This window comes from Mycolicibacterium parafortuitum, from assembly GCF_002086815.1.
Lineage (GTDB): Bacteria > Actinomycetota > Actinomycetes > Mycobacteriales > Mycobacteriaceae > Mycobacterium > Mycobacterium parafortuitum.
This window is the reverse complement of the sequence record NZ_MVID01000011.1, coordinates 22,226-40,395: the sequence shown is the minus strand read 5'-3', so window position 1 is coordinate 40,395 and position 18,170 is coordinate 22,226. Positions and strand designations below refer to the sequence as shown.

The following is an 18,170-nucleotide window of genomic DNA, read 5'->3' as shown; positions in this document are numbered from 1 at the left end:
CATGACCGTTACCGCCAATCCACGGGTACCCGCCACCGAACGCATCGCGGTGCGGTGCGTGGACTCCGACGTGCACCCCGCGCCCCGCCGCGGTGAACTCACCCCATACATCCCGGAACCGTGGCGCAGCAAGTACTTCCTGACCCGCAAAATCGGCGAGCAGATCTACTACGACGCACCCGATTACGCGCACTCGTACGCGATGCGGGTGGACGCGTTCCCGCCCGACGGCGAGTTCGCCTGCAGCGACCCGGATCTGGCGTTCAAGCAGCTCATCATGGAGGCCGGCGCCGACATCGCGATCCTGGAACCCGCCGCGTACCCGGCCCGTATCCCCGAAGCGCAGCACGCGATGTCGTACGCACTCAACGACTGGCAGGCCAACCACTGGCTCGACAGCCACAACAACTGGCATGAGCGCTGGCGAGGGTCGATCTGCCTGGCCATCGAGGAACCCGAGGCCAGCGTCGCCGAGATAGAGCGCTGGGTCGGCCACCCGTACATGGCACAGATCCTGATCAAGGCCGAACCCCGCCCGTCGTGGGGGAACCCGAAGTACGACCCGATCTGGGCGACGGCGGCCAAACACGACATCCCCGTCAGCTGCCATCTGTCCCGCAGCCATTACGACGAGCTGCCGATGCCGCCGGTCGGATTGCCCAGCTACAACCACGACTTCATGGTGACCTACTCGCTGCTCGCGGCGAACCAGGTGATGAGCCTGATCTTCGACGGCACCTTCGACCGGCACCCGAACCTGCGGATCGTGTTCGTCGAGCACGCGTTCACCTGGATCCTGCCGCTGATGTGGCGGATGGACGCGCTCTACGAGGCACGCAAGTCGTGGGTGGACATCAAGCGCAAGCCCAGCGAGTACGTCAAGGACCACATCAAGTTCACGACGCAACCGCTGGACTATCCCGAGGACAAGACCGAGCTGTCGCGCGCGTTCGAGTGGATGGAGTGCGAGAAGATCCTGCTGTTCTCCAGCGACTACCCACACTGGACGTTCGACGACCCGCGCTGGCTGGTCAAGCACCTTCCCGAACACGCCCGCGAAGCGGTGATGTTCCGCAACGGTATCGAGACCTACAAGCTGCCGGACACCGTGCCCGCGCTCGAAGGTCAGGTACGGGTTTTCTGACACATGGACAAAGAGAAGACGCCCCGGTTGGCCCAGGGGCGGGAACACGTCGTCGCCACTGTCGATGAGATCCCGCCTGGGACACACAAACTCGTTCCCATCGGCCGCCACGGTGTCGGGGTGTACAACGTCAACGGCACGTACTACGCGATCGCGAACTACTGCCCGCACGAGGGTGGTCCGCTGTGCTCCGGCCGGGCCCGGGGCCGCAACATCGTCGACGAGACCGTCCCTGGTGACGCGGTGATGGTCCGCGACCAGGAATACATCTTCTGCCCGTGGCACCAGTGGGGATTCGAGTTGGCGACGGGCACCACCGCGGTGAAACCGGAATGGAGCATCCGCACCTACCCGGTGCGGGTGGTCGGTAAGGAAGTCCTGGTGCAGGCATGAGTGAACTTGTGAGCGAATCATCGGCCGGGAGCGAACTTGTGAGCGAATCATCAGCCCGGAGCGAACTTGTGAGCGAGGGACCCGCGCTGACGGCCGGCGAACAGACCATGGCGATCAACGGCGGCAACGTCGTCTACGAGATCCTCGGTGAGACCGGCGACTTGATCGCGCTGACGCCAGGCGGCCGGTTCAGCAAGGACATCCCCGGGCTGCGCCCGCTCGCCGAGGCACTGGTCGAGGGCGGCTACCGGGTGCTGCTGTGGGATCGGCCCAATTGCGGCAAATCCGATGTCCAGTTCTACGGGCAGAGCGAATCGCACATGCGCGCCGAGACGCTCTACAAGCTGGTGACCGCCCTCGGCGAGGGCCCGTGCATCATCCTCGGCGGCTCCGGCGGTGCCCGGGACTCGATGCTCACCACGATGCTCTACCCCGAGATCGTCCGAAAACTGGTGGTGTGGAACATCGTCGGCGGTGTCTACGGATCCTTCGTGCTCGGTGGCCACTATGTGACCCCGAGCATCCTCGCGGTCCGCGGCCTCGGCATCGAGGGCCTGCTGAGTGTGCCGGAATGGCGTGAGCGCATCGAGCAGAACCCGGCCAACCGCCAGCGCCTTCTCGACCTCGACGCCGACGAGTTCCTCAAGGTGATGCTGCGCTGGCTCAACGCGTTCGTGCCCAAGCCGGGCCAGACGATTCCTGGTGTGCCCGACGAGATGTTCGACAACATCACTGTGCCCACCTTGATCATCCGGGGCGGCGAGAACGACTGGGATCACCCGAAGCGGACCTCGCTGGAGGTGCACTGCCTGATCAAGGGTTCCACGCTGATCGACCCGCCGTGGCCTGAGGACGCCTGGGAACGCGCGGGCGAGAAGTTCGCCCAGAGTGGCGGCAAGACGTTCTGCCTGTTCGACACGTGGGTGCAGGCCGCCCCGGCCATCCTGGATTTCCTGGGCAAGTGATGGCCACGTCCGATTCCGTCGGGTCAGTCCGTCAGGACGATGTGCACCTCGCAGTTGGTCGAGGCTTCCAGCGCGGTGTGGATCCGGCTCTCGGGGATGCGCGCAAGGTCCGCCTTGCGCAGTGTCACCGTGATGATGTCCCAGCCGTCGTCGCCGGCGCGCCGGTCGATCACGCCGGACACGCCGAATCCGGCGAGCACACCGTGCGCGTCGTCGTCGGTCCCATGGCTGACGAATGTCAGCACCCCGATCACGGGTTCGGTCGGAAACGCTTTGGCGCACATGCCCGCTGCCTCGGCCTGCAACGCCGCGGCGTCGGTGCCCCGCATCAGGATCTCGACTTCGCGGCGCTTCGGCGGCAGGACCGCCAGGTTGTTGTCGATCAGTTCGGCGCCCACCTCGGTCACCAGCCGCGCCAGCTCGGCCATGCCGGCCGCGAGCTGTTCGGCGCTCAGCTCGCCGCTCAGGTCGACACCGATACGCACCACCGCTGTCCGCATGCACGGAAGGGTAGCCGCCGATGAACACGGCGATGAACACCGAACTGACCGTGGCCGTGTGGCCGGGCCTGACCGCCCGGCTGCTCCGCACCACCCCGGGCACCGAGTCGGTCGACGAGTACCGGGCTGCGGGTGGCTATCTCGCCCTCGACGACGCGGAGGCGCTTCTCGGCGAGATCGGCCGTGCCGGGGTGCAGGGGCGCGGCGGCGCGGCGTTCCCGACGGCGGTGAAGCTGACGACGGTGCACCGCGCGTCGGCGCGCGGGCTGGACACCGTGCTGGTGGCCAACGGCGAAGAGGGCGAGCCGGCCTCGGTCAAGGACCGCTGGCTGCTGCGCCACCGTCCGCATCTGGTGCTCGACGGCGTGCGGCTGGCGGCGCGCATCATCGGCGCACGCCACGCGCACGTGTACGTCTCGGACCCGCGGTCCGCGGCGGTGGTGCGCGGCGCGCTGGACGAGGTGACCCCCGAGGCGCTCGACGGTGTCACCGTCAGCGTGCACGTCGTCGAGCCGAGCTATGTCGCCGGCGAGGAGACCGCGGCGGTGCGGTCGATCAACGGCGGACCGGCGAAGCCCACCGACAAGCCGCCCCGGCCGTTCGAGGAGGGTGTCGGCGGCCTTCCGACCGCCGTGTGCAACGTCGAGACCCTGGCCAATCTGCCGTTCGTGCAGCGCCACGGCGCGGTCGAGTACCGCAGCCTCGGCACCGCCGGGTCGCCCGGGACCTTCCTCGCCACGCTGACCGGCGGCGGTCGGGGGCCCGGTCTCTACGAGTTACCGTTCGGGGTGTCTGCAGCTGATGTGCTTGCGCTGCACGGGATCCCCGCCGAGCGGGTGCGTGGAGCGCTGATGGGCGGCTACTTCGCCGGCCTGCTGGACGCGCGGATCGCCGGGGGGTCCCTGGACCACGAATCGCTGCGCGCGCTGGGCAGCGGGCTCGGCTGCGGGGCGGTGTCGGTGCTCACCGACGAGTGCCCGGTCGCCGTCGCCGCGGCGGTGCTGGACTACTACGGCCGGGAGAACGCCGGCCAGTGCGGCGGGTGCTTCAACGGGACAGCGGCGATGGCAGCCGCGGCGGGCGCGCTGCGTGACGGCGTTGCCGGCGCCGACGACCTCGCGCGGCTGAAGCGGTGGTCGGAGGTCCTTCGCGGGCGCGGCGCGTGCGCGACGCTGGACGCCGCCTGCAACATCGCGGCCAGCATGCTGTCGATGTTCGCCGACGACGTGGCCCGGCATCTCGCCGGTGACTGCCCGGCGTGCGCAGGCACGGGCACCTACACCGCCCAGCGTCCGTTCGCGGTGGAGGCATTGTGAGCGACGGAATGCGGATCAAACTCGACCGGACCCTGTGTGACGGTTTCGGTATCTGCGCCAAGCACGCACCGGAGTACTTCTCGCTCGACGACTGGGGTTACGCGGTCCTCGTCGGCGACGGCAACATCCCCGAAAAGGACCGCGACGCGGTGCAGCGTGCGCTGCTGGACTGTCCGGTGCACGCGATTCTCAACATCGGGGAACGCCGGCCGGACGAGACGCCGATCCAGCCGCTGCGTGAGCCGGATCTGGACAAGCTGAAAATCGAAGACAACGAAGCAGAATGGGGTTTCACCCGATGAGCGCTTGCGCGAAGAGCAAAGGATCCCGATGAGCCGGCTTCCACTGCCGCAGTTGACGTTCGACAACGAGTTCTTCTGGACGTCCGGCGCCGACGGTGTGCTGCGCATCCAGGAGTGCGGTGACTGCAAGTCGCTGATCCATCCGCCGCAGCCGGTGTGCCGCTACTGCCAAGGCCACAACCTGGGCCCGCGAGAGCTGTCCGGTCGGGCGGTGCTGTCGGCGTTCACCGTCAACGAGCGGTTCTCGATCCCCGGTCTGCCCGCGCCGTACGTCGTCGCCCAGGTCGCCGTCGAAGAAGATCCGCGAGTCCGGTTGACCACCAACATCATCGACTGTGATCCCGACGAGCTCGAGCTCGGACGAGTCGTAGAGGTGGTCTTCGAGCAGAACGACGATGTGTGGCTGCCGCTGTTCAAGCCGACGGCCGAGCACGAGACCGCGCCGCTGCCCGAGGACGAGATCGCGCCACAGGACTTCGGCAAGTTCGTCCGGCCGATGCTGACCACCGACAAGTTCGAGGACGCGGCGGCGATCACCGGCATCGGGGCCTCGAAGCTGGGGCGCCGGCTGATGGTGTCCCCGCTGTCCCTGACGATCGAGGCGTGTGAGGCGGCGATCGCCGACGCCGGCCTGACGCTGGCCGATATCGACGGTCTGTCGACCTATCCCGCGATGGACGCGATGGGGATGGGTGAGGGCGGCTGCACCGTGCTGGAAGGCGCGCTGGGTATCAGGCCCACGTGGATCAACGGGGGCATGGACACGTTCGGGCCCGGCGGTTCGGTGATCGCCGCGGTGATGGCGGTCGCGACCGGGATGGCGCGCCACGTGTTGTGCTTCCGCACGCTGTGGGAGGCCACGTTCAACCAGCTGATGAAGGAGGGCAAGGCTTCTCCGCCGGGCGGCGCCCGCGTCAACAGCTGGCAGGCACCGTTCGGCGCGACCTCGGCGGCACACACCTTGGCCCTCAACGCGCAGCGGCACTTCCACCGCTACGGCACCACGAAGGAAACGCTCGGCTGGATCGCGCTGAACCAGCGGGCCAACGCCCAACTGAATCCGACCGCGATCTACCGCGATCCGATGACGATGGAGGACTACCTCAACGCACGGCCGATCACCAGCCCGTTCGGGCTCTACGACTGCGACGTGCCGTGCGACGGGGCGGTCGCGGTGGTGGTGTCGGCCGTCGACGCCGCCGCCGACGCACCGAAGAAGCCGGTGTACTTCGAGGCGGTCGGTACCCAGATCATCGAGCGCACCGACTGGGATCAGACCACGCTGACCCACGAGCCGCAGGTGCTGGGCCAGGCCGCGCATCTGTGGACGCGAACGTCGCTGCGTCCCGACGACATCGACGTCGCCGAGCTCTACGACGGGTTCACCTTCAACTGCCTGTCGTGGCTGGAGGCTCTGGGTTTCTGCGGTATCGGTGAGGCGAAGGACTTCCTCGACGGCGGCGCGGCGATCGCGCGCGACGGCGTCATCCCGCTGAACACCCACGGCGGTCAGCTGTCTCACGGCCGGACCCACGGCATGGGGCTGATGCACGAAGCCGTCGTGCAACTGCGCGGCGAGGCCGGCGAGCGGCAGGTCAAAGACGCCCGTACCGCCGTGGTCAGCAGCGGCGGCCTGACCCCGAGCGGTGTGCTGATTCTGCGGACGGAGTCGTGACGCGATGACCGCGTCGGCGGCGCCACGCCCGCGGGTCGTTCTCGTCGACGGCGTGCCGATGTCGGCGCTGGTCGCCCAGGTGCCGCAGCCACGGGCGATCATCCTTGCGGTGCACGGCGGCGCGACGTCGGCGGCGTACTTCGACTGCCCGGGCCGTCCTGATCTGTCGCTGCTGAGGATCGCGGCCGGAGCGGGTTTCACGACGATCGCACTGGACCGGCCGGGGTACGGCTCGTCCGCGGTGTACGCCGGCGAGTTCGCCGACCCGGCCCGCCGGGTCGCGTTCGCCGCGGGTGCGGTGGACAAGATCCTCGGTGACGGGGATCGCGGAGCGGGGTTGTTCATCGTCGGGCACTCGGCCGGTTGTGAACTGACGCTGCGGATGGCGACCGCGCGCGAGGACGTGATCGGTGTCGAGCTGGCAGGCACCGGGCTGCGCTACACACCGACGGCATGGACCATCATCCGCGACGCGACCGTGACGTCACGGCCCGGCGGGCTGCGCGACCTGCTGTGGGAACCCGCGGATCTCTACCCCGCCGAGGTGCTCACCGGCGCGCTGTCGGCGCCCGGGGTGCGCTACGAGGGCGAGGTCACCGCGCACTGGGCGCGTCGCGACTTCCCCGCGCTGGCTGCGCGACTGTCGGCGCCCGTCCAGTTCAGCGTCGCCGACAACGAGAAGGTTTGGGAATCCGGTCCGGAGGCGCTGGCTGCGATCGCCGGGCTGTTCACGGCGTCGGAACGGGTCGCGGTCAACGAGATGGCCGGCAGCGGCCACAACCTCAGCGTCGGGCTCAGCGCCGGCGACTACCACCGAAAGATTCTGTCGTTCATCGATGAGTGCATCGCGGGTCCGCACGGCCGCGATCAGAAGCAAGTGGAGGCGAGCTGATGCGTGTCGGTTTCATCGGGCTGGGTAGTCAGGGCGGTCCCATGGCTCGGCGGATCGCCGAGGGCGGATTCGAGACGACGTTGTGGGCGCGCAGACAGGCGAGCCTGGAGCCGTACGCGGACACCCCGGCCAAGACCGCCGCCACCCCGGCCGAGCTGGGCGCCGCAAGCGATCTGGTGTGCCTGTGCGTCGTCGGCGATGACGACGTCCGCGAGGTGCTCTACGGCGAGGACGGCGTGTTGGCCGGGCTGGCCGAGGGCGGAATCATCGCGATCCACAGCACCGTGCACCCGGAAACCTGCCGCGAGATCGCCGAAAAGGCGGCTGCGCAGGGAGTTTCGGTGATCGATGCTCCGGTCAGCGGCGGCGGGCCCGCCGTCGAGCAGGGCACGCTGCTGGTCATGGTGGGTGGCGACGAGCAGGTCGCCGAACGGTGCCGTCCGGTGTTCGCGACGTATGCCGACCCGATCGTCTACCTCGGGCCGCTGGGCAGCGGACAGAACACCAAGATCCTGAACAACCTGTTGTTCAGCGCGAATCTCGGCAGCGCCGTGAGCACGCTGGATCTCGGCGAGTCGCTCGGTATCCCGCGCGACAAGCTCGTCGAGGTGCTCAACCGCGGATCGGCGACCAGCAAGGCCGTCGGCAGCATCTCGATGTTCGGCGGCACGCTCGACGGCCTCGCGCCGATCGCCGGTGCGCTACTGCAGAAAGACGTCCGGCACGCGGCGAGCCTGGCCGCGGCCGCGCATGCGGCCGAGGGTGCGGTGTTCACGGCGGCGGATGCGGCGCTGGAAGCCATGGGCCACAGGCGGTGATGCGATGACCACCGTCGGCTTCGTCGGCGCGGGACGCATGGGCGCGCCCATGGTCACCCGCCTCGTCGAGGCGGGCCACGACGTGGCGGTACTCGGCCGCAGCAGCGAGAAGCGCTCGGCCGCCGAGCAATTGGGGGCGCGTCCGGTCGCCGGGGTGTCCGCGGTGGCCGACGGTGCAGACGTCGTCGTGGTCTGCGTGTTCACCGACGACCAGGTCCGGCAGGTGTGCCTCGACGATGGGCTTCTCGACGCGATGTCGGCGGGGTCGACCCTGGTGGTGCACACCACCGGCAGCCCCCGCACCGTCGAGCTGCTGGCCGAACGGGCACCGGGGATCGCGGTCGTCGATGCGCCGGTCAGCGGCGGGCCGCACGACATCGCCGCCGGCCAGATCACCCTGTTCGTGGGTGGACCCGAGTCCGTGTTCGACCGCATCCGGCCGGTGCTGGCCAGCTACGGGGACCCGATCCTGCACACCGGCGGGCTCGGTTCAGGCCAATGGGTGAAGCTGCTGAACAACACCCTGCTCGCCGCACAGTTGGGGTTGTTGGCAGAAGCGGCCGCATTCGGTGCCCGGGTCGGGGTCGACGAGGCCGGTCTGATCGCGGCGGTCCGCCGCGGCAGCGGGTCGAGCCGGGCGGCCGATCTGATCGGCGGCCGCGGTGCGGGGTCGGTACAGGATTTCATCGATTCGATCGGCGAGTTCCTCGGTAAGGACGTCGCGGTGATCCGGGCCGTCGCGGCCGAGACCGGCAATGATCTCGGAATCCTGGAGGGACTGCTCGATCGGGCCCTGCCCACCCCTGCGACCTGATGTTTGCCGTACGCATCGAACCCGAATGTCGCGATGCTGGCACACCGAAACTGATAGCGTTACAGTCGAATCAATTCTCGTAACGCTTCCGGCAGCAGCCCGCCGTGAAGGAGGACATGTCATGACCGCTCCTGAACTTCGCTTCGACCCTGTGTCGCAGGAGTTCTTCGACAACCCGTACGAGATCTACCGCAGGATGCGTGATGAGGCGCCGATCTACTACGACGCCGAAGAGGACTTCTACGCGCTGACCCGGCACGCCGACGTCGCCGCCGCGCTGAAGGATCACGACGCGTTCTCGTCGGCACGCGGATGCGACCTGGCCATGGTGCGCTCCGAAGATGGCCCGGTGAAGTCGATCATCTTCATGGACCCGCCCGAGCACCGGCACATGCGCAGCCTGCTGAACAAGGCGTTCACGCCGCGTGCCATCCAGTCCCAGCGCGAGACCGTCATCGAACTCGTGCAGCACTACCTCAGCAAGGCCGACCCGGACAACTTCGACGTCGTGCAGGACTTCTCGGGGCCGTTCCCGGTCGAGGTGATCACCCGGATGGCCGGCGTGCCGGAGGAATTCCGTCAGCAGGTCCGGCACTGGATCGACACCAGCCTGGAGCGCAAGCCGGGCCAGCTCGGCTGGTCCGACGAGAACATGCAGGCCAACATCGATTCGGGCATGTACTACTACGGGCTGGTGCAGGAGCGGCGGCGCAACCCGCAGGACGACATGATCAGCCGGCTGATCGCCGCGGAGATCCCGGACGAGAACGGCCAGATGCGCCGGCTCGACGACCTGGAGATCACCGGCTTCACCTCGCTGCTGGGCGGGGCGGGCGCCGAGACGGTCACCAAGCTGGTCGGCAGCGCGGTCGTCGAGTTCGCGCGTCACCCGGAGCAGTGGCAGATGCTGCTCGATGACCGCAGCCTGATCCCGGATGCCGTCGAAGAGCTGCTGCGCTACGTCGGCCCGGTGCAGTACAACGTGCGCTACACCATCAAGGAGGCGCACGTACCCAGCGGCACCATTCCCGCGCACAAACCGGTGTTCCTGATGAAGGCCGCCGCCAACCGAGATCCCCGCGCCTTCGACGACGCGGAGACCTTCGACATCACCCGCGACCGCACGCAGTCGCAGAATCTCGGTCTGGGCTACGGCATCCACAGCTGCCTCGGTGCGGCACTGGCCCGGATGGAGACCGCGATCGCCCTCGAGTACCTGCTGGACTTCATGCCCCGCTACGAGGTCGATTTCACTGGCCTGCAGCGGGTTTCGATGCAGAATGTGGCCGGTTACCACCATGTCCCGGTGAGGGTGCTGAAGTGACATCAGCGAGGAGCGGAGCGGATCGCGCATGACATCAGCGAGAAGCGGAGCGGATCGCGCATGACACAAAAGATCGTCGTCGACTTCGGACTGTGTGAGAGCAACGGGGTGTGCATGGGCATCATCCCCGAAGTCTTCGACCTCGACGAACAGGACTATCTGCACGTCCTGCAGGACGAGGTGACACCGGAGAACGAGCACGGGGTCCGGGAGTCGGTGCGGCAGTGCCCCCGCCAGGCGATCTCGATCGTCGACGAGTGACCGCCGCCGAACTCGTCTTCGACCCGTTCTCCGAGGAGTTCTTCAACGGGCCCTGGGAGTTGTACCGGCGGCTGCGCGAAGAGGCGCCGGTGTACTACAACCCCGAGCACGACTTCTACGCGCTGTCGCGGCACGCCGACGTCGCCGCGGCGTTCAAGGACTACGAGACGTTCTCCTCGGCGTACGGCCTGGATCTGGCGATGGTGAAGTCGGGCGAGCCACTGCCGATGAAGATGATCATCCTGATGGATCCCCCTGAGCACCGCCAGATGCGCAGCCTGGTCAACAAGGTGTTCACCCCCCGCCAGATCGCGAACCTGAAACCGATGGTGGAGTCCACCATCGACCGCTGCTTCGCCGACGCCGACCCGGACAGGTTCGACGTCGTGCAGGAGTTCGCCGCGTTCTTCCCGGTGGAGGTCATCACCCAGATGCTGGGTGTGCCCGCCGACCGCCGTCAGCAGGTCCGCCAGTGGGTGGACACGTCGCTGCACCGCGAACCCGGCCAGGTCGAGATGTCCCCGGAGGGCCAGCAGGCGATAGCCGAGGCCATGGGGCTGTACTACGAACTGATCCAGCAGCGCCGCGCCGAACCGCAGGACGACATGTTCACCCGGCTGGTCCAAGCCGAGATCGAGCGCGAAGACGGCCAGATGGAGCGTCTCGACGATTTCGAGATCGCGGGTTTCGCAACGCTTCTCGGTGGGGCGGGCGCGGAGACCGTGACCAAGCTGATCGGCAATGCGGCGGTCACCTTCGCCCAGAACCCCGACCAGTGGCAGAAGCTTCTCGACGATCGCGGCAAGGTCCCGGCCGCGGTCGAGGAACTCCTGCGCTACGAGGCGCCCGCGCAGTACAACGTGCGCCGGTCGATGAAGGAGATCACCCTGCACGGGGTCACGATCCCGGCCGGGAAACCGGTGTTCCTGCTCGGCGGTTCGGCCAACCGCGACCCCGACGCGTTCACCGATGCCGACAAGTTCGACATCGACCGGGATCGGACCGAGGCGCAGAATCTGGGCTTCGGCTACGGCGTACACAGCTGCCTGGGTGCGGCGCTGGCCCGGATGGAGAGCGCGATCGCACTCGAGCGACTGCTCGACTTCATGCCGCGCTACGAGGTGCTCTGGGACGAATGCCGCCGGGTCGCGATGCAGAACGTCGCGGGCTGGTCCCACGTCCCGGTGCGGGTACTCCGCTGAGATGCGGTTCGTCCTCGTGCACGGTGGTTTTCACGCCGCCTGGTGCTGGGAGCGCACCGTCGCCGAGCTGCAGTCTCTGGGTCATGACGCGGTCGCGGTCGATCTGCCCGGCCACGGCGCGCTGATCGATCAGAAGTCGACACTGGACAACCGGCGCGACACCATCGTCGCGGCGCTGCGGGCCGGCGGCACCGAGAAGTCGGTGCTGGTCGGACATTCCGGCGGCGGCTTCGACGCGACGCTGGCCGCCGACGCCGAGCCCGATCTGGTGGCCCACATCTGCTACCTCGCCGCAGCGCTGCCGCGCGAAGGCCGCACCTATCCCGAGGCGATGGCGATGCGCGACGACGCCGACGGCCCCGTCGAGCTGGACGGGGAGTTCGACGGTGACGTCGGAGAGATGTTGGGGTACCTGCACTTCGACGAATCCGGTGCGATGACGTTCGCCGACTTCGCGGGTGCGTGGAAGTACTTCTACCACGACTGCGACGAGCAGACCGCACGCTGGTCGTTCGACCGGCTGGGTCCCGAACGTTTCGGCGACACCACCGTGACGCCGGTGTCGGTGCCTGACTTCTGGGCGGCGGATCTGCCGCGCAGCTTCATCGTCTGCGAACAGGACCGGTCGATGCCCCGCTGGCTGGCCGACACCGTCGCGAGCCGCCTCGGTGTCGAGCAGTTGTCCATCGACGCGTCACACTCGCCGTTCCTGTCGCGGCCCCGCGAACTGGCCGGGCTGCTGGTGCACGCGACCACGACGACACCGGTCGCCCCGCTGCGCCCGCACTAGCAGGCACCCGCGAGCGCGCGTGGGTCAGAAGCCCGTGATGATCGCCGCGTTGCAGTCGGCGGCCGCTTGGCGCAGCTTCGCCGCGGCCTGGTACTCGTCGGAGTAGTACCACTCCTTGGCGGCCTCAACGGATTCGAACTCCAGGATGACGGTCTGGCTGCCGTGCCACTCCCCTTCGAGGGTCTCGGTGGCCGGACCGAACGCCAGCACCTTGGCGGCGCCCATGGTCTTGCCCGCCAGCTTGGCGTACTCCCCCATTCCGGCCGGATCCTTGACGTCCTCGGTCAGCAACACATAAGCCTTCGCCACGCTTGAACCTTTCTGCTCTCAATCGATTTCGCTGATCGCCCGCTCCGGGCAGTTGTCGATGGCCTCACGGGCGGCCTCTTCTGACCCCGGCGGCACCGTTTCGGGATCGGCGACGGCCCAGCCGTCGTCGGTCATCTGGAACACCTCTGGGCACAGCGTCAGGCACATGCCGTGGCCGGCGCATCGGTCCTCGTCGACCGTCACCTTCATCGGACGTCGAACTCCAGGTGCAGTTCGGTGAGGCCGCGCAGGATGTAGGTCGGGATGTATTGGTAGTTCCGGTTGCCCGCGGGTCCGTGCCGGCGCTCGGAGATCCGGATGTCGGTGGTGCGGTCCAGCAGCCGCTCCAGACCGACCCGGGTCTCGGCGCGGGCCAGCGGCGCACCGGGGCAGCTGTGGATCCCGCGGCCGAACGCCAGGTGCTGTCGCGCGTTCTTGCGTTCGGGGTCGAAGGTGTCGGGGTCCTCGAAACGGCGCGGGTCGCGGTTGGCGGCGCCGTTGATCACCATCACGGTGCAGCCCGCGCCCAGCTGTTGATCACCGACGGTGGTCGGGACGCGTGACAGCCGGAAGTCGCCCTTGACGGGGCTCTCGATCCGCAGGCATTCCTCGATGAAATTGCCCAGCAGTTCCCGGTTTTCGCGCAGCTTTGCCTGAACCTCGGGCTGGTCGCCCATCACTTTCAGCGCGGTGCTGAGCAGCCGGACCGTCGTCTCCTGGCCCGCCGAGAACACATTGGTGGCCACCCGCACGACATCGCCGACCTCAGGCAACCTGCCGTCGGGGAACGTCGCGGTCGCCAGCCCGGTCAGCACGTCGTCGCGCGGTTCGGCACGGCGGTCCTCGACGTAGGTGGCGAACACGTCGTAGAGGTACTCCAGCGGAGTCTTGGTCAACGCCTTGTCGGCATTGCCCAATCCGCTGCCGTGGGTGCCGCGGGCGAGTCGCTCGAGCAGTTCCGGGCGGTCCTGTTCCGGGACACCGAGCAGGTCGGCGATCACCCGCAGCGTGAACGGCGCGGCGAAGCCCTTGATGAACTCCCCTTCGCCCGGGGCGAGGTACTCGTCGAGGATGTCATCGGCCAGCTGCCACATCGCGTCCTCGTTCTCCTTGAGACGCTTGGGCGTGATGAGTCGCATGAGCAGCGCGCGGTGGTCGGTGTGCGTCGGCGGGTCCAGCGTCGGAAGCTGGTCGCTGAACGGGATCTCGTCGCGGTGCTCGACGATCAGATCGGTGATGTCCCCTTCTTCCATACCTTCCAGGGACACCGGAAACCCCGGGAACGGGCCGGTCACCGAGATGCACGACGAGAAGGTCTCCGCATCGTTGTAGACGTCAACGGCTTCCTGCCAGCCGGTGACCATCGTGACGCCGTAGTGGTCCTCGCGCGCAACGGGGCACTTGTTGCGCAACGCTTCGTAGAACGGGTACGGGTCGTCGGTCAGCCGGCTGTCCCGGAAGAAGTCGACCGCGGTGAGGTCTTCTGTCATGCTCACTCCGTTTCGACGGTCTCTCGGTGCGAGAACGTGATTCTCATTATTGCGTATCAGATTTTCATACCGACACCGCCCCGTCAACGAAACGGCGTCAGTGGGCCTCGGGTTGGATGCGGAGCGCGTTGACCGCGCTTCCGAGGAGCTGATAGCAGCCGACGGTGAAGATCAGGTCCAGGATCTGCGGTTCGTCGAAGTACCCGCGCAACGCCGACCACGTCTCGTCGGTCAGCGTGTTCGCCTCGCTCAGTTCGTCGACAGCCCGAATCACCGCTCGCTCGGCGGCATCGTCGAGGCCGTCGGTACGGACCGCGTCGATCTCGGCCGGGGTCATCCCGGCCCGCTCGGCGATCGGGCCGTGGTGGTCCCACAGGTAGTCGCAGCGCCGGACGTGCACCGCCCTGAGCAGCGCCACCTCCCGCACCCGGGCGGGCAGGGTCGACGTCACGAGCAGGTGCGCGTTGAACGTCAGGTACGCGCGGGTCAGGTCGGGGTGGTGGACCAGGGTCGCCAGCACATTGCCCGCGTCGTGCGGGTTCATCCGCGCCGGCGACAACAGCGGCCGCAACGCATCGGTGACGGTGTCGTCCCAGCGGTCGGCGGGAAGCGGTTCCAGGCGCGGTGTTCCGGTCACGGCTACTGGATCGGCTCGTCGCCGAGGACAGTGGTGCGCAGCATCTCCCGCTGCGAATCCGGGTCGTATGGAGCGGCCCGGTGCAGCACCCCGTTGTTGTCCCAGATGACCATGTCACCGACCGACCAGCGGTGGCTGTAGACGAGTTCGGGCTGGGTGGCCCGATCGAGCAGGTCGGCGAGCAGCGCCCGGCCCTCGTCCCGGTCCATGCCGACGACGTAGTGCGCCGACGCTCCGAGCACCAGCGACCTGCGACCGCTGCGGTGGGTCCACACCAGCGGATGCTCGTGGATGGGACGCGACCGCCAGCGCGCCAATTGCTCCGGGGACGGATCCGGGTTGACCCGGCTCTGTGACGCCTCCAGCGAGTGCACCACCCGCAGCTTCGAGAGCCGCTCCTTCTCGTCGTCGCTGAATGCCTCGTACGCGGCATAGGAATTCGCGAACTCCGTCTCCCCGCCGCGATCGGCGACCTGCACCGCCGACAGCACCGTGGCCCTCTGCGGGCACTCGTTTCCGGTCGGCGTGCAGCCGTCGATGTGCCAGTCGAACGTCGCCCGCAGGTAGGCCGCCGACGCGTTCTTGGTCTTGTCGAGGGTGATCGGGTAGATCCCCGGGACCGGGTGGTGGCCGTCCGAGGAGTGATCCACCGCGCCCAGCCGGGAACTGAACTCGACCTGGGTCTTCGGATCGAGGTGCAGGCCCGGGAAGACGAGGACGCCGTTGTCTTCGAGCGCGTCGAGGATCGCGGTGCCGAGAGTGTCGTCGGCAACGAGGCGCTCGGGATCGACGCCGAGCACTTCGGCCCCGACCGACGGGGTGAGTTTGTTGATCGTCAACAGCGACATGGGATTCCTTGGGTCAGGGCACCGGAGCGCTGACGCGGTCGATGACGGCGTCAGCCGAGTCGGCGGGTTTCTGGGTACCGAAGACCTCGACGGCCATCGAGACCATGATCATCGAGTAGACGAGGTGCAGCAGGTTGAGCACATCGTCGGGCAGGTCGTCGAGCGGGAACTTGTCGCAGTAGTCGATGGCCTCTTCGAACCGCGGCGTGAAAGCATCGTAGAACGCATGGATCTCCGGCATCGGGGTGCTCAACCGCATCTCCCATCGCTCGGGTTCGGTTGCCAGGCACCACTTGTCGGCGAACGGCTCGAACTCGGCGAAGGCGCTCGGCAGCTTCTTCCCGGCCATCTCAGACCCCCACCGGACTGCGCCCGGCATCACGTTCTTCTCGGTACTTCTCCACCCATTCGACGGCGACGTGGTGCAGGTGCCGGACCAGGATCTCCTGGTCGTTGAGCGGATAGTCGTCGACGATCGGCTCGTCGAGGCCGTACTCCAGCGCGGCCTGCGTGCCGCCGAGCATGCCTGCGTCCTGCAGCGCGAACTCCTTGAGGACGACCGAGGCGACCTCGTGCTCGACGCGTTCGCGGACGGTGCGGGCCGGGTGGAAGGCGTTGTAGGCCTCGAATTTGTGCGTGTTGTACGACGTCGGCCAGTAGCGGTAGAGCAGGTACCAGCCGTGATAGATCAGGATCTCCAGGTTCGGGAAGATCTGGAAGTTGGTGATGCCCCAGGGTTCGATTCCCCCGGGGTTGAGCCCTGCCGACTGGTGGGTCTCCGGGGTCCGCCAGGGCCCGACGAGGCCACTGCGCGTGGCCCTTTCGACGGGGTACATGTACTCGGGCGCCAGCAGCCACCGCCGGGTGCCCGCGGTCGAGACCAGCCGGTGCGGGCCGTCGATCTGGAAGTGCCCGCATTCGAACGTCGCGTTGGGCTGACGCACCTCGGTCGGAACCTGCTGGCTGTGCAGCGACGGCACGTGGTAGTACTCCTGGAACGCGTCGGCGAAGATCTTCCAGTTGCTGTTGTTGTGCGCCTCGAATTCGTAACGCTCCGTCATCAATTCGAACGGGTAGTCGTCGAGCGCGGTGATCATCGGGCCGAGGAAATCCCGCAGCGTCTGGCGGGGCTCGGGGTCGAAGTTGATGAAGATGAAGCCGTTCCACACATCGCAGTGCACGGCCTTCAACCCGTACTCGGCGTGGTCGAGGCCGAAGAACTCGCCCGGCTGCTGGACGAACGTCAACGCACCGTCGAGGCCGTACCGCCACCCGTGGTACTTGCAGGTGAACTGCCGGCAGGTGCCCTTGACCTCCTGGCTCGGAAAGTCGTTCCACACCAGTTTGTTTCCGCGGTGCCGGCACAGGTTGTGGAACGCCCGGATCTGCCCGTCACGCCCCTTGACCACGAGCACCGACGTCTTGGCGACGGCGATGTCCTTGGTCAGGTGGCTGCCGACGCGGGGCAGTTCCTCGACACGGCCCACATTGAGCCAGGCCCGCTTGAAGACCGCTTCGCGCTCGAGCTCGTAGAACTCCGGTGAGATCGAGTCCCGGAACGACACCGGCCCCGTGCCGAGCTCGGGATAGTGCTCGGTCCAGCTGCCCTCGGCGGGCTTCGGCCACTTACCCATCGGAACCTCCATGCCGTCGAATCTGAACTCGTTCGCTGATTTCGGGTCTGAACTCGCCAACGAGTTCAGACTCGGCGCGGGATCTGCGCGCCGGTCACGCCATCACCGACCCGCCGTTGACTCCGAGGGTCTGGCCGGTGATGAACCCGGCCTCCTCCGAGCACAGGAACCCGACCGCCGCGGCGATGTCGTCGCCGGTCCCGAGGTGCCCGACCGGGATGCTCGCGGCCATCTGCTCGTTGGGCGGCAGGAAGCCGGCCTGCTGGGACTGCAGCTGCATCGGGGTCTCGATACCCGACGGAGGGATGTTGTTGACGGTGATACCGGCGGCGCCGTACTCACGCGCGAGCGAGCGCGTGAAGGAGATCAGCGCCCCTTTGGACGCCGCGTAGTGGGCCATGCCCGGGGATCCGCGCTGCGCACTCGACGACGAGATCATCACGATGCGCCCCCACTGTGCCTCGAGCATGTCTGGGATCGCGGCCTGGGCGCAGTGGAAGGTGCCGTTGAGGTTCACGTCGATCAGGCGCTGCCACAACTGCGGTGAGATCTCCAGGAATGGTGCGAAGTCGACCAGTCCGGCGCTGGTCACCAGGATGTGGACGGACCCGAGTTCGGTCCGCACCTTCGCGAAGGCCTCGTCGACCGCGGCGCGGTCGGCCACGTCGGCGGCTAGGCCGAGCGCGGTGACACCCCGGCTCCGCAGATCCTCGGCGACCCGTTGCGCCGCGTCATCGTTGAGGTCGAGCACCGCGACCTTGTGCCCGCGCCGACCCAGTTCGTGACAGGTCGACTCCCCCATGCCCGACGCCCCGCCGGTCACCACCGCCACCCGCGACATCCGCTCGACACCTTC

Annotated in this window: 22 protein-coding genes; 13 read left to right on the top strand and 9 right to left on the bottom strand. The window is 67.6% G+C overall.

Annotated elements, in window-relative coordinates; genetic code table 11:
* Nucleotide 1: 1 nt before the first annotated feature.
* The 3 genes from BST38_RS13970 (at nt 2) to BST38_RS13960 (ending at nt 2,502) form a co-directional block, all read left to right on the top strand.
* On the top strand, nt 2–1,144 hold the full coding sequence (locus BST38_RS13970; RefSeq protein WP_083143931.1) for an amidohydrolase family protein: 1,143 nt from the start codon (nt 2–4) through the stop codon (nt 1,142–1,144).
* Between the two features lie 3 nt (nt 1,145–1,147).
* Nucleotides 1,148–1,537, top strand: coding sequence for a Rieske (2Fe-2S) protein (locus BST38_RS13965; protein ID WP_083143930.1), 390 nt, complete (start codon nt 1,148–1,150; stop codon nt 1,535–1,537).
* Between the two features lie 107 nt (nt 1,538–1,644).
* A complete protein-coding gene (locus tag BST38_RS13960) occupies nt 1,645–2,502 on the top strand; it encodes an alpha/beta fold hydrolase (RefSeq protein ID WP_110781756.1) in 858 nt (285 codons plus the stop codon).
* 23 nt (nt 2,503–2,525) lie between these two features.
* On the opposite strand, the gene BST38_RS13955 is transcribed toward BST38_RS13960, so the two are convergent.
* Nucleotides 2,526–3,002, bottom strand: coding sequence for a hypothetical protein (locus BST38_RS13955; protein ID WP_083143928.1), 477 nt, complete (start codon nt 3,000–3,002; stop codon nt 2,526–2,528).
* 20 nt (nt 3,003–3,022) lie between these two features.
* Between BST38_RS13955 and BST38_RS13950 the strand changes: the two genes are divergently transcribed.
* The 10 genes from BST38_RS13950 (at nt 3,023) to BST38_RS13905 (ending at nt 12,396) form a co-directional block, all read left to right on the top strand.
* Entirely contained in the window at nt 3,023–4,318 is a 1,296-nt protein-coding gene (locus BST38_RS13950) for an NADH-ubiquinone oxidoreductase-F iron-sulfur binding region domain-containing protein (RefSeq protein WP_083143927.1), read from the top strand.
* Between the two features lie 8 nt (nt 4,319–4,326).
* Entirely contained in the window at nt 4,327–4,620 is a 294-nt protein-coding gene (locus tag BST38_RS13945) for a ferredoxin (protein WP_165761592.1), read from the top strand.
* 28 nt (nt 4,621–4,648) lie between these two features.
* A complete protein-coding gene (locus tag BST38_RS13940; protein ID WP_083143925.1) occupies nt 4,649–6,295 on the top strand; it encodes a thiolase C-terminal domain-containing protein in 1,647 nt (548 codons plus the stop codon).
* Nucleotides 6,296–6,299: 4 nt separating this feature from the next.
* The gene (locus BST38_RS13935; RefSeq protein WP_083143924.1) at nt 6,300–7,187 is read left to right on the top strand and encodes an alpha/beta hydrolase; all 888 of its coding nucleotides are present in this window, start codon (nt 6,300–6,302) and stop codon (nt 7,185–7,187) included.
* Nucleotides 7,187–8,005, top strand: a complete 819-nt coding sequence (locus BST38_RS13930) for an NAD(P)-dependent oxidoreductase (RefSeq protein WP_083143923.1) — start codon at nt 7,187–7,189, stop codon at nt 8,003–8,005. Before BST38_RS13935 ends, BST38_RS13930 begins: the two co-directional genes overlap by 1 nt.
* A 4-nt stretch (nt 8,006–8,009) precedes the next feature.
* Nucleotides 8,010–8,819 carry an NAD(P)-dependent oxidoreductase gene (locus BST38_RS13925; RefSeq protein ID WP_083143922.1) on the top strand — a complete coding sequence of 270 codons (810 nt, stop codon included), beginning with the start codon at nt 8,010–8,012 and terminating at the stop codon, nt 8,817–8,819.
* A gap of 121 nt (nt 8,820–8,940) precedes the next feature.
* The gene (locus BST38_RS13920) at nt 8,941–10,143 is read left to right on the top strand and encodes a cytochrome P450 (RefSeq protein ID WP_083143921.1); all 1,203 of its coding nucleotides are present in this window, start codon (nt 8,941–8,943) and stop codon (nt 10,141–10,143) included.
* Nucleotides 10,144–10,203: 60 nt separating this feature from the next.
* The gene (locus BST38_RS13915) at nt 10,204–10,404 is read left to right on the top strand and encodes a ferredoxin (protein WP_083143920.1); all 201 of its coding nucleotides are present in this window, start codon (nt 10,204–10,206) and stop codon (nt 10,402–10,404) included.
* On the top strand, nt 10,401–11,606 hold the full coding sequence (locus BST38_RS13910; protein ID WP_083143919.1) for a cytochrome P450: 1,206 nt from the start codon (nt 10,401–10,403) through the stop codon (nt 11,604–11,606). Before BST38_RS13915 ends, BST38_RS13910 begins: the two co-directional genes overlap by 4 nt.
* A 1-nt stretch (nt 11,607) precedes the next feature.
* Nucleotides 11,608–12,396 (top strand): alpha/beta fold hydrolase, encoded by a 789-nt coding sequence (locus BST38_RS13905; RefSeq protein ID WP_083143918.1) that lies wholly within the window; start codon nt 11,608–11,610, stop codon nt 12,394–12,396.
* A gap of 24 nt (nt 12,397–12,420) precedes the next feature.
* Here BST38_RS13905 and BST38_RS13900 read toward each other — a convergent pair whose 3' ends face one another.
* The 8 genes from BST38_RS13900 to BST38_RS13865 form a co-directional block, all read right to left on the bottom strand.
* The gene (locus BST38_RS13900; RefSeq protein WP_083143917.1) at nt 12,421–12,705 is read right to left on the bottom strand and encodes a DUF1330 domain-containing protein; all 285 of its coding nucleotides are present in this window, start codon (nt 12,703–12,705) and stop codon (nt 12,421–12,423) included.
* Nucleotides 12,706–12,723: 18 nt separating this feature from the next.
* Nucleotides 12,724–12,915: a ferredoxin gene (locus tag BST38_RS13895; RefSeq protein ID WP_083143916.1), complete on the bottom strand. Its 192-nt coding sequence runs from the start codon at nt 12,913–12,915 to the stop codon at nt 12,724–12,726.
* Nucleotides 12,912–14,195 carry a cytochrome P450 gene (locus BST38_RS13890; protein ID WP_083143915.1) on the bottom strand — a complete coding sequence of 428 codons (1,284 nt, stop codon included), beginning with the start codon at nt 14,193–14,195 and terminating at the stop codon, nt 12,912–12,914. The genes BST38_RS13895 and BST38_RS13890 overlap by 4 nt, the downstream gene beginning before the upstream one ends.
* A gap of 97 nt (nt 14,196–14,292) precedes the next feature.
* Nucleotides 14,293–14,832 carry a carboxymuconolactone decarboxylase family protein gene (locus BST38_RS13885; protein WP_237160798.1) on the bottom strand — a complete coding sequence of 180 codons (540 nt, stop codon included), beginning with the start codon at nt 14,830–14,832 and terminating at the stop codon, nt 14,293–14,295.
* Between the two features lie 2 nt (nt 14,833–14,834).
* Nucleotides 14,835–15,680 (bottom strand): TauD/TfdA dioxygenase family protein, encoded by an 846-nt coding sequence (locus BST38_RS13880; protein WP_083143914.1) that lies wholly within the window; start codon nt 15,678–15,680, stop codon nt 14,835–14,837.
* A gap of 13 nt (nt 15,681–15,693) precedes the next feature.
* The gene (locus BST38_RS13875; protein WP_083143913.1) at nt 15,694–16,029 is read right to left on the bottom strand and encodes a hypothetical protein; all 336 of its coding nucleotides are present in this window, start codon (nt 16,027–16,029) and stop codon (nt 15,694–15,696) included.
* A 1-nt stretch (nt 16,030) separates the two neighbouring features.
* The gene (locus tag BST38_RS13870; protein ID WP_083144028.1) at nt 16,031–17,314 is read right to left on the bottom strand and encodes an aromatic ring-hydroxylating oxygenase subunit alpha; all 1,284 of its coding nucleotides are present in this window, start codon (nt 17,312–17,314) and stop codon (nt 16,031–16,033) included.
* Nucleotides 17,315–17,408: 94 nt separating this feature from the next.
* On the bottom strand, nt 17,409–18,155 hold the full coding sequence (locus BST38_RS13865; protein WP_083143912.1) for an SDR family NAD(P)-dependent oxidoreductase: 747 nt from the start codon (nt 18,153–18,155) through the stop codon (nt 17,409–17,411).
* Between the last annotated feature and the right edge of the window lie 15 nt (nt 18,156–18,170).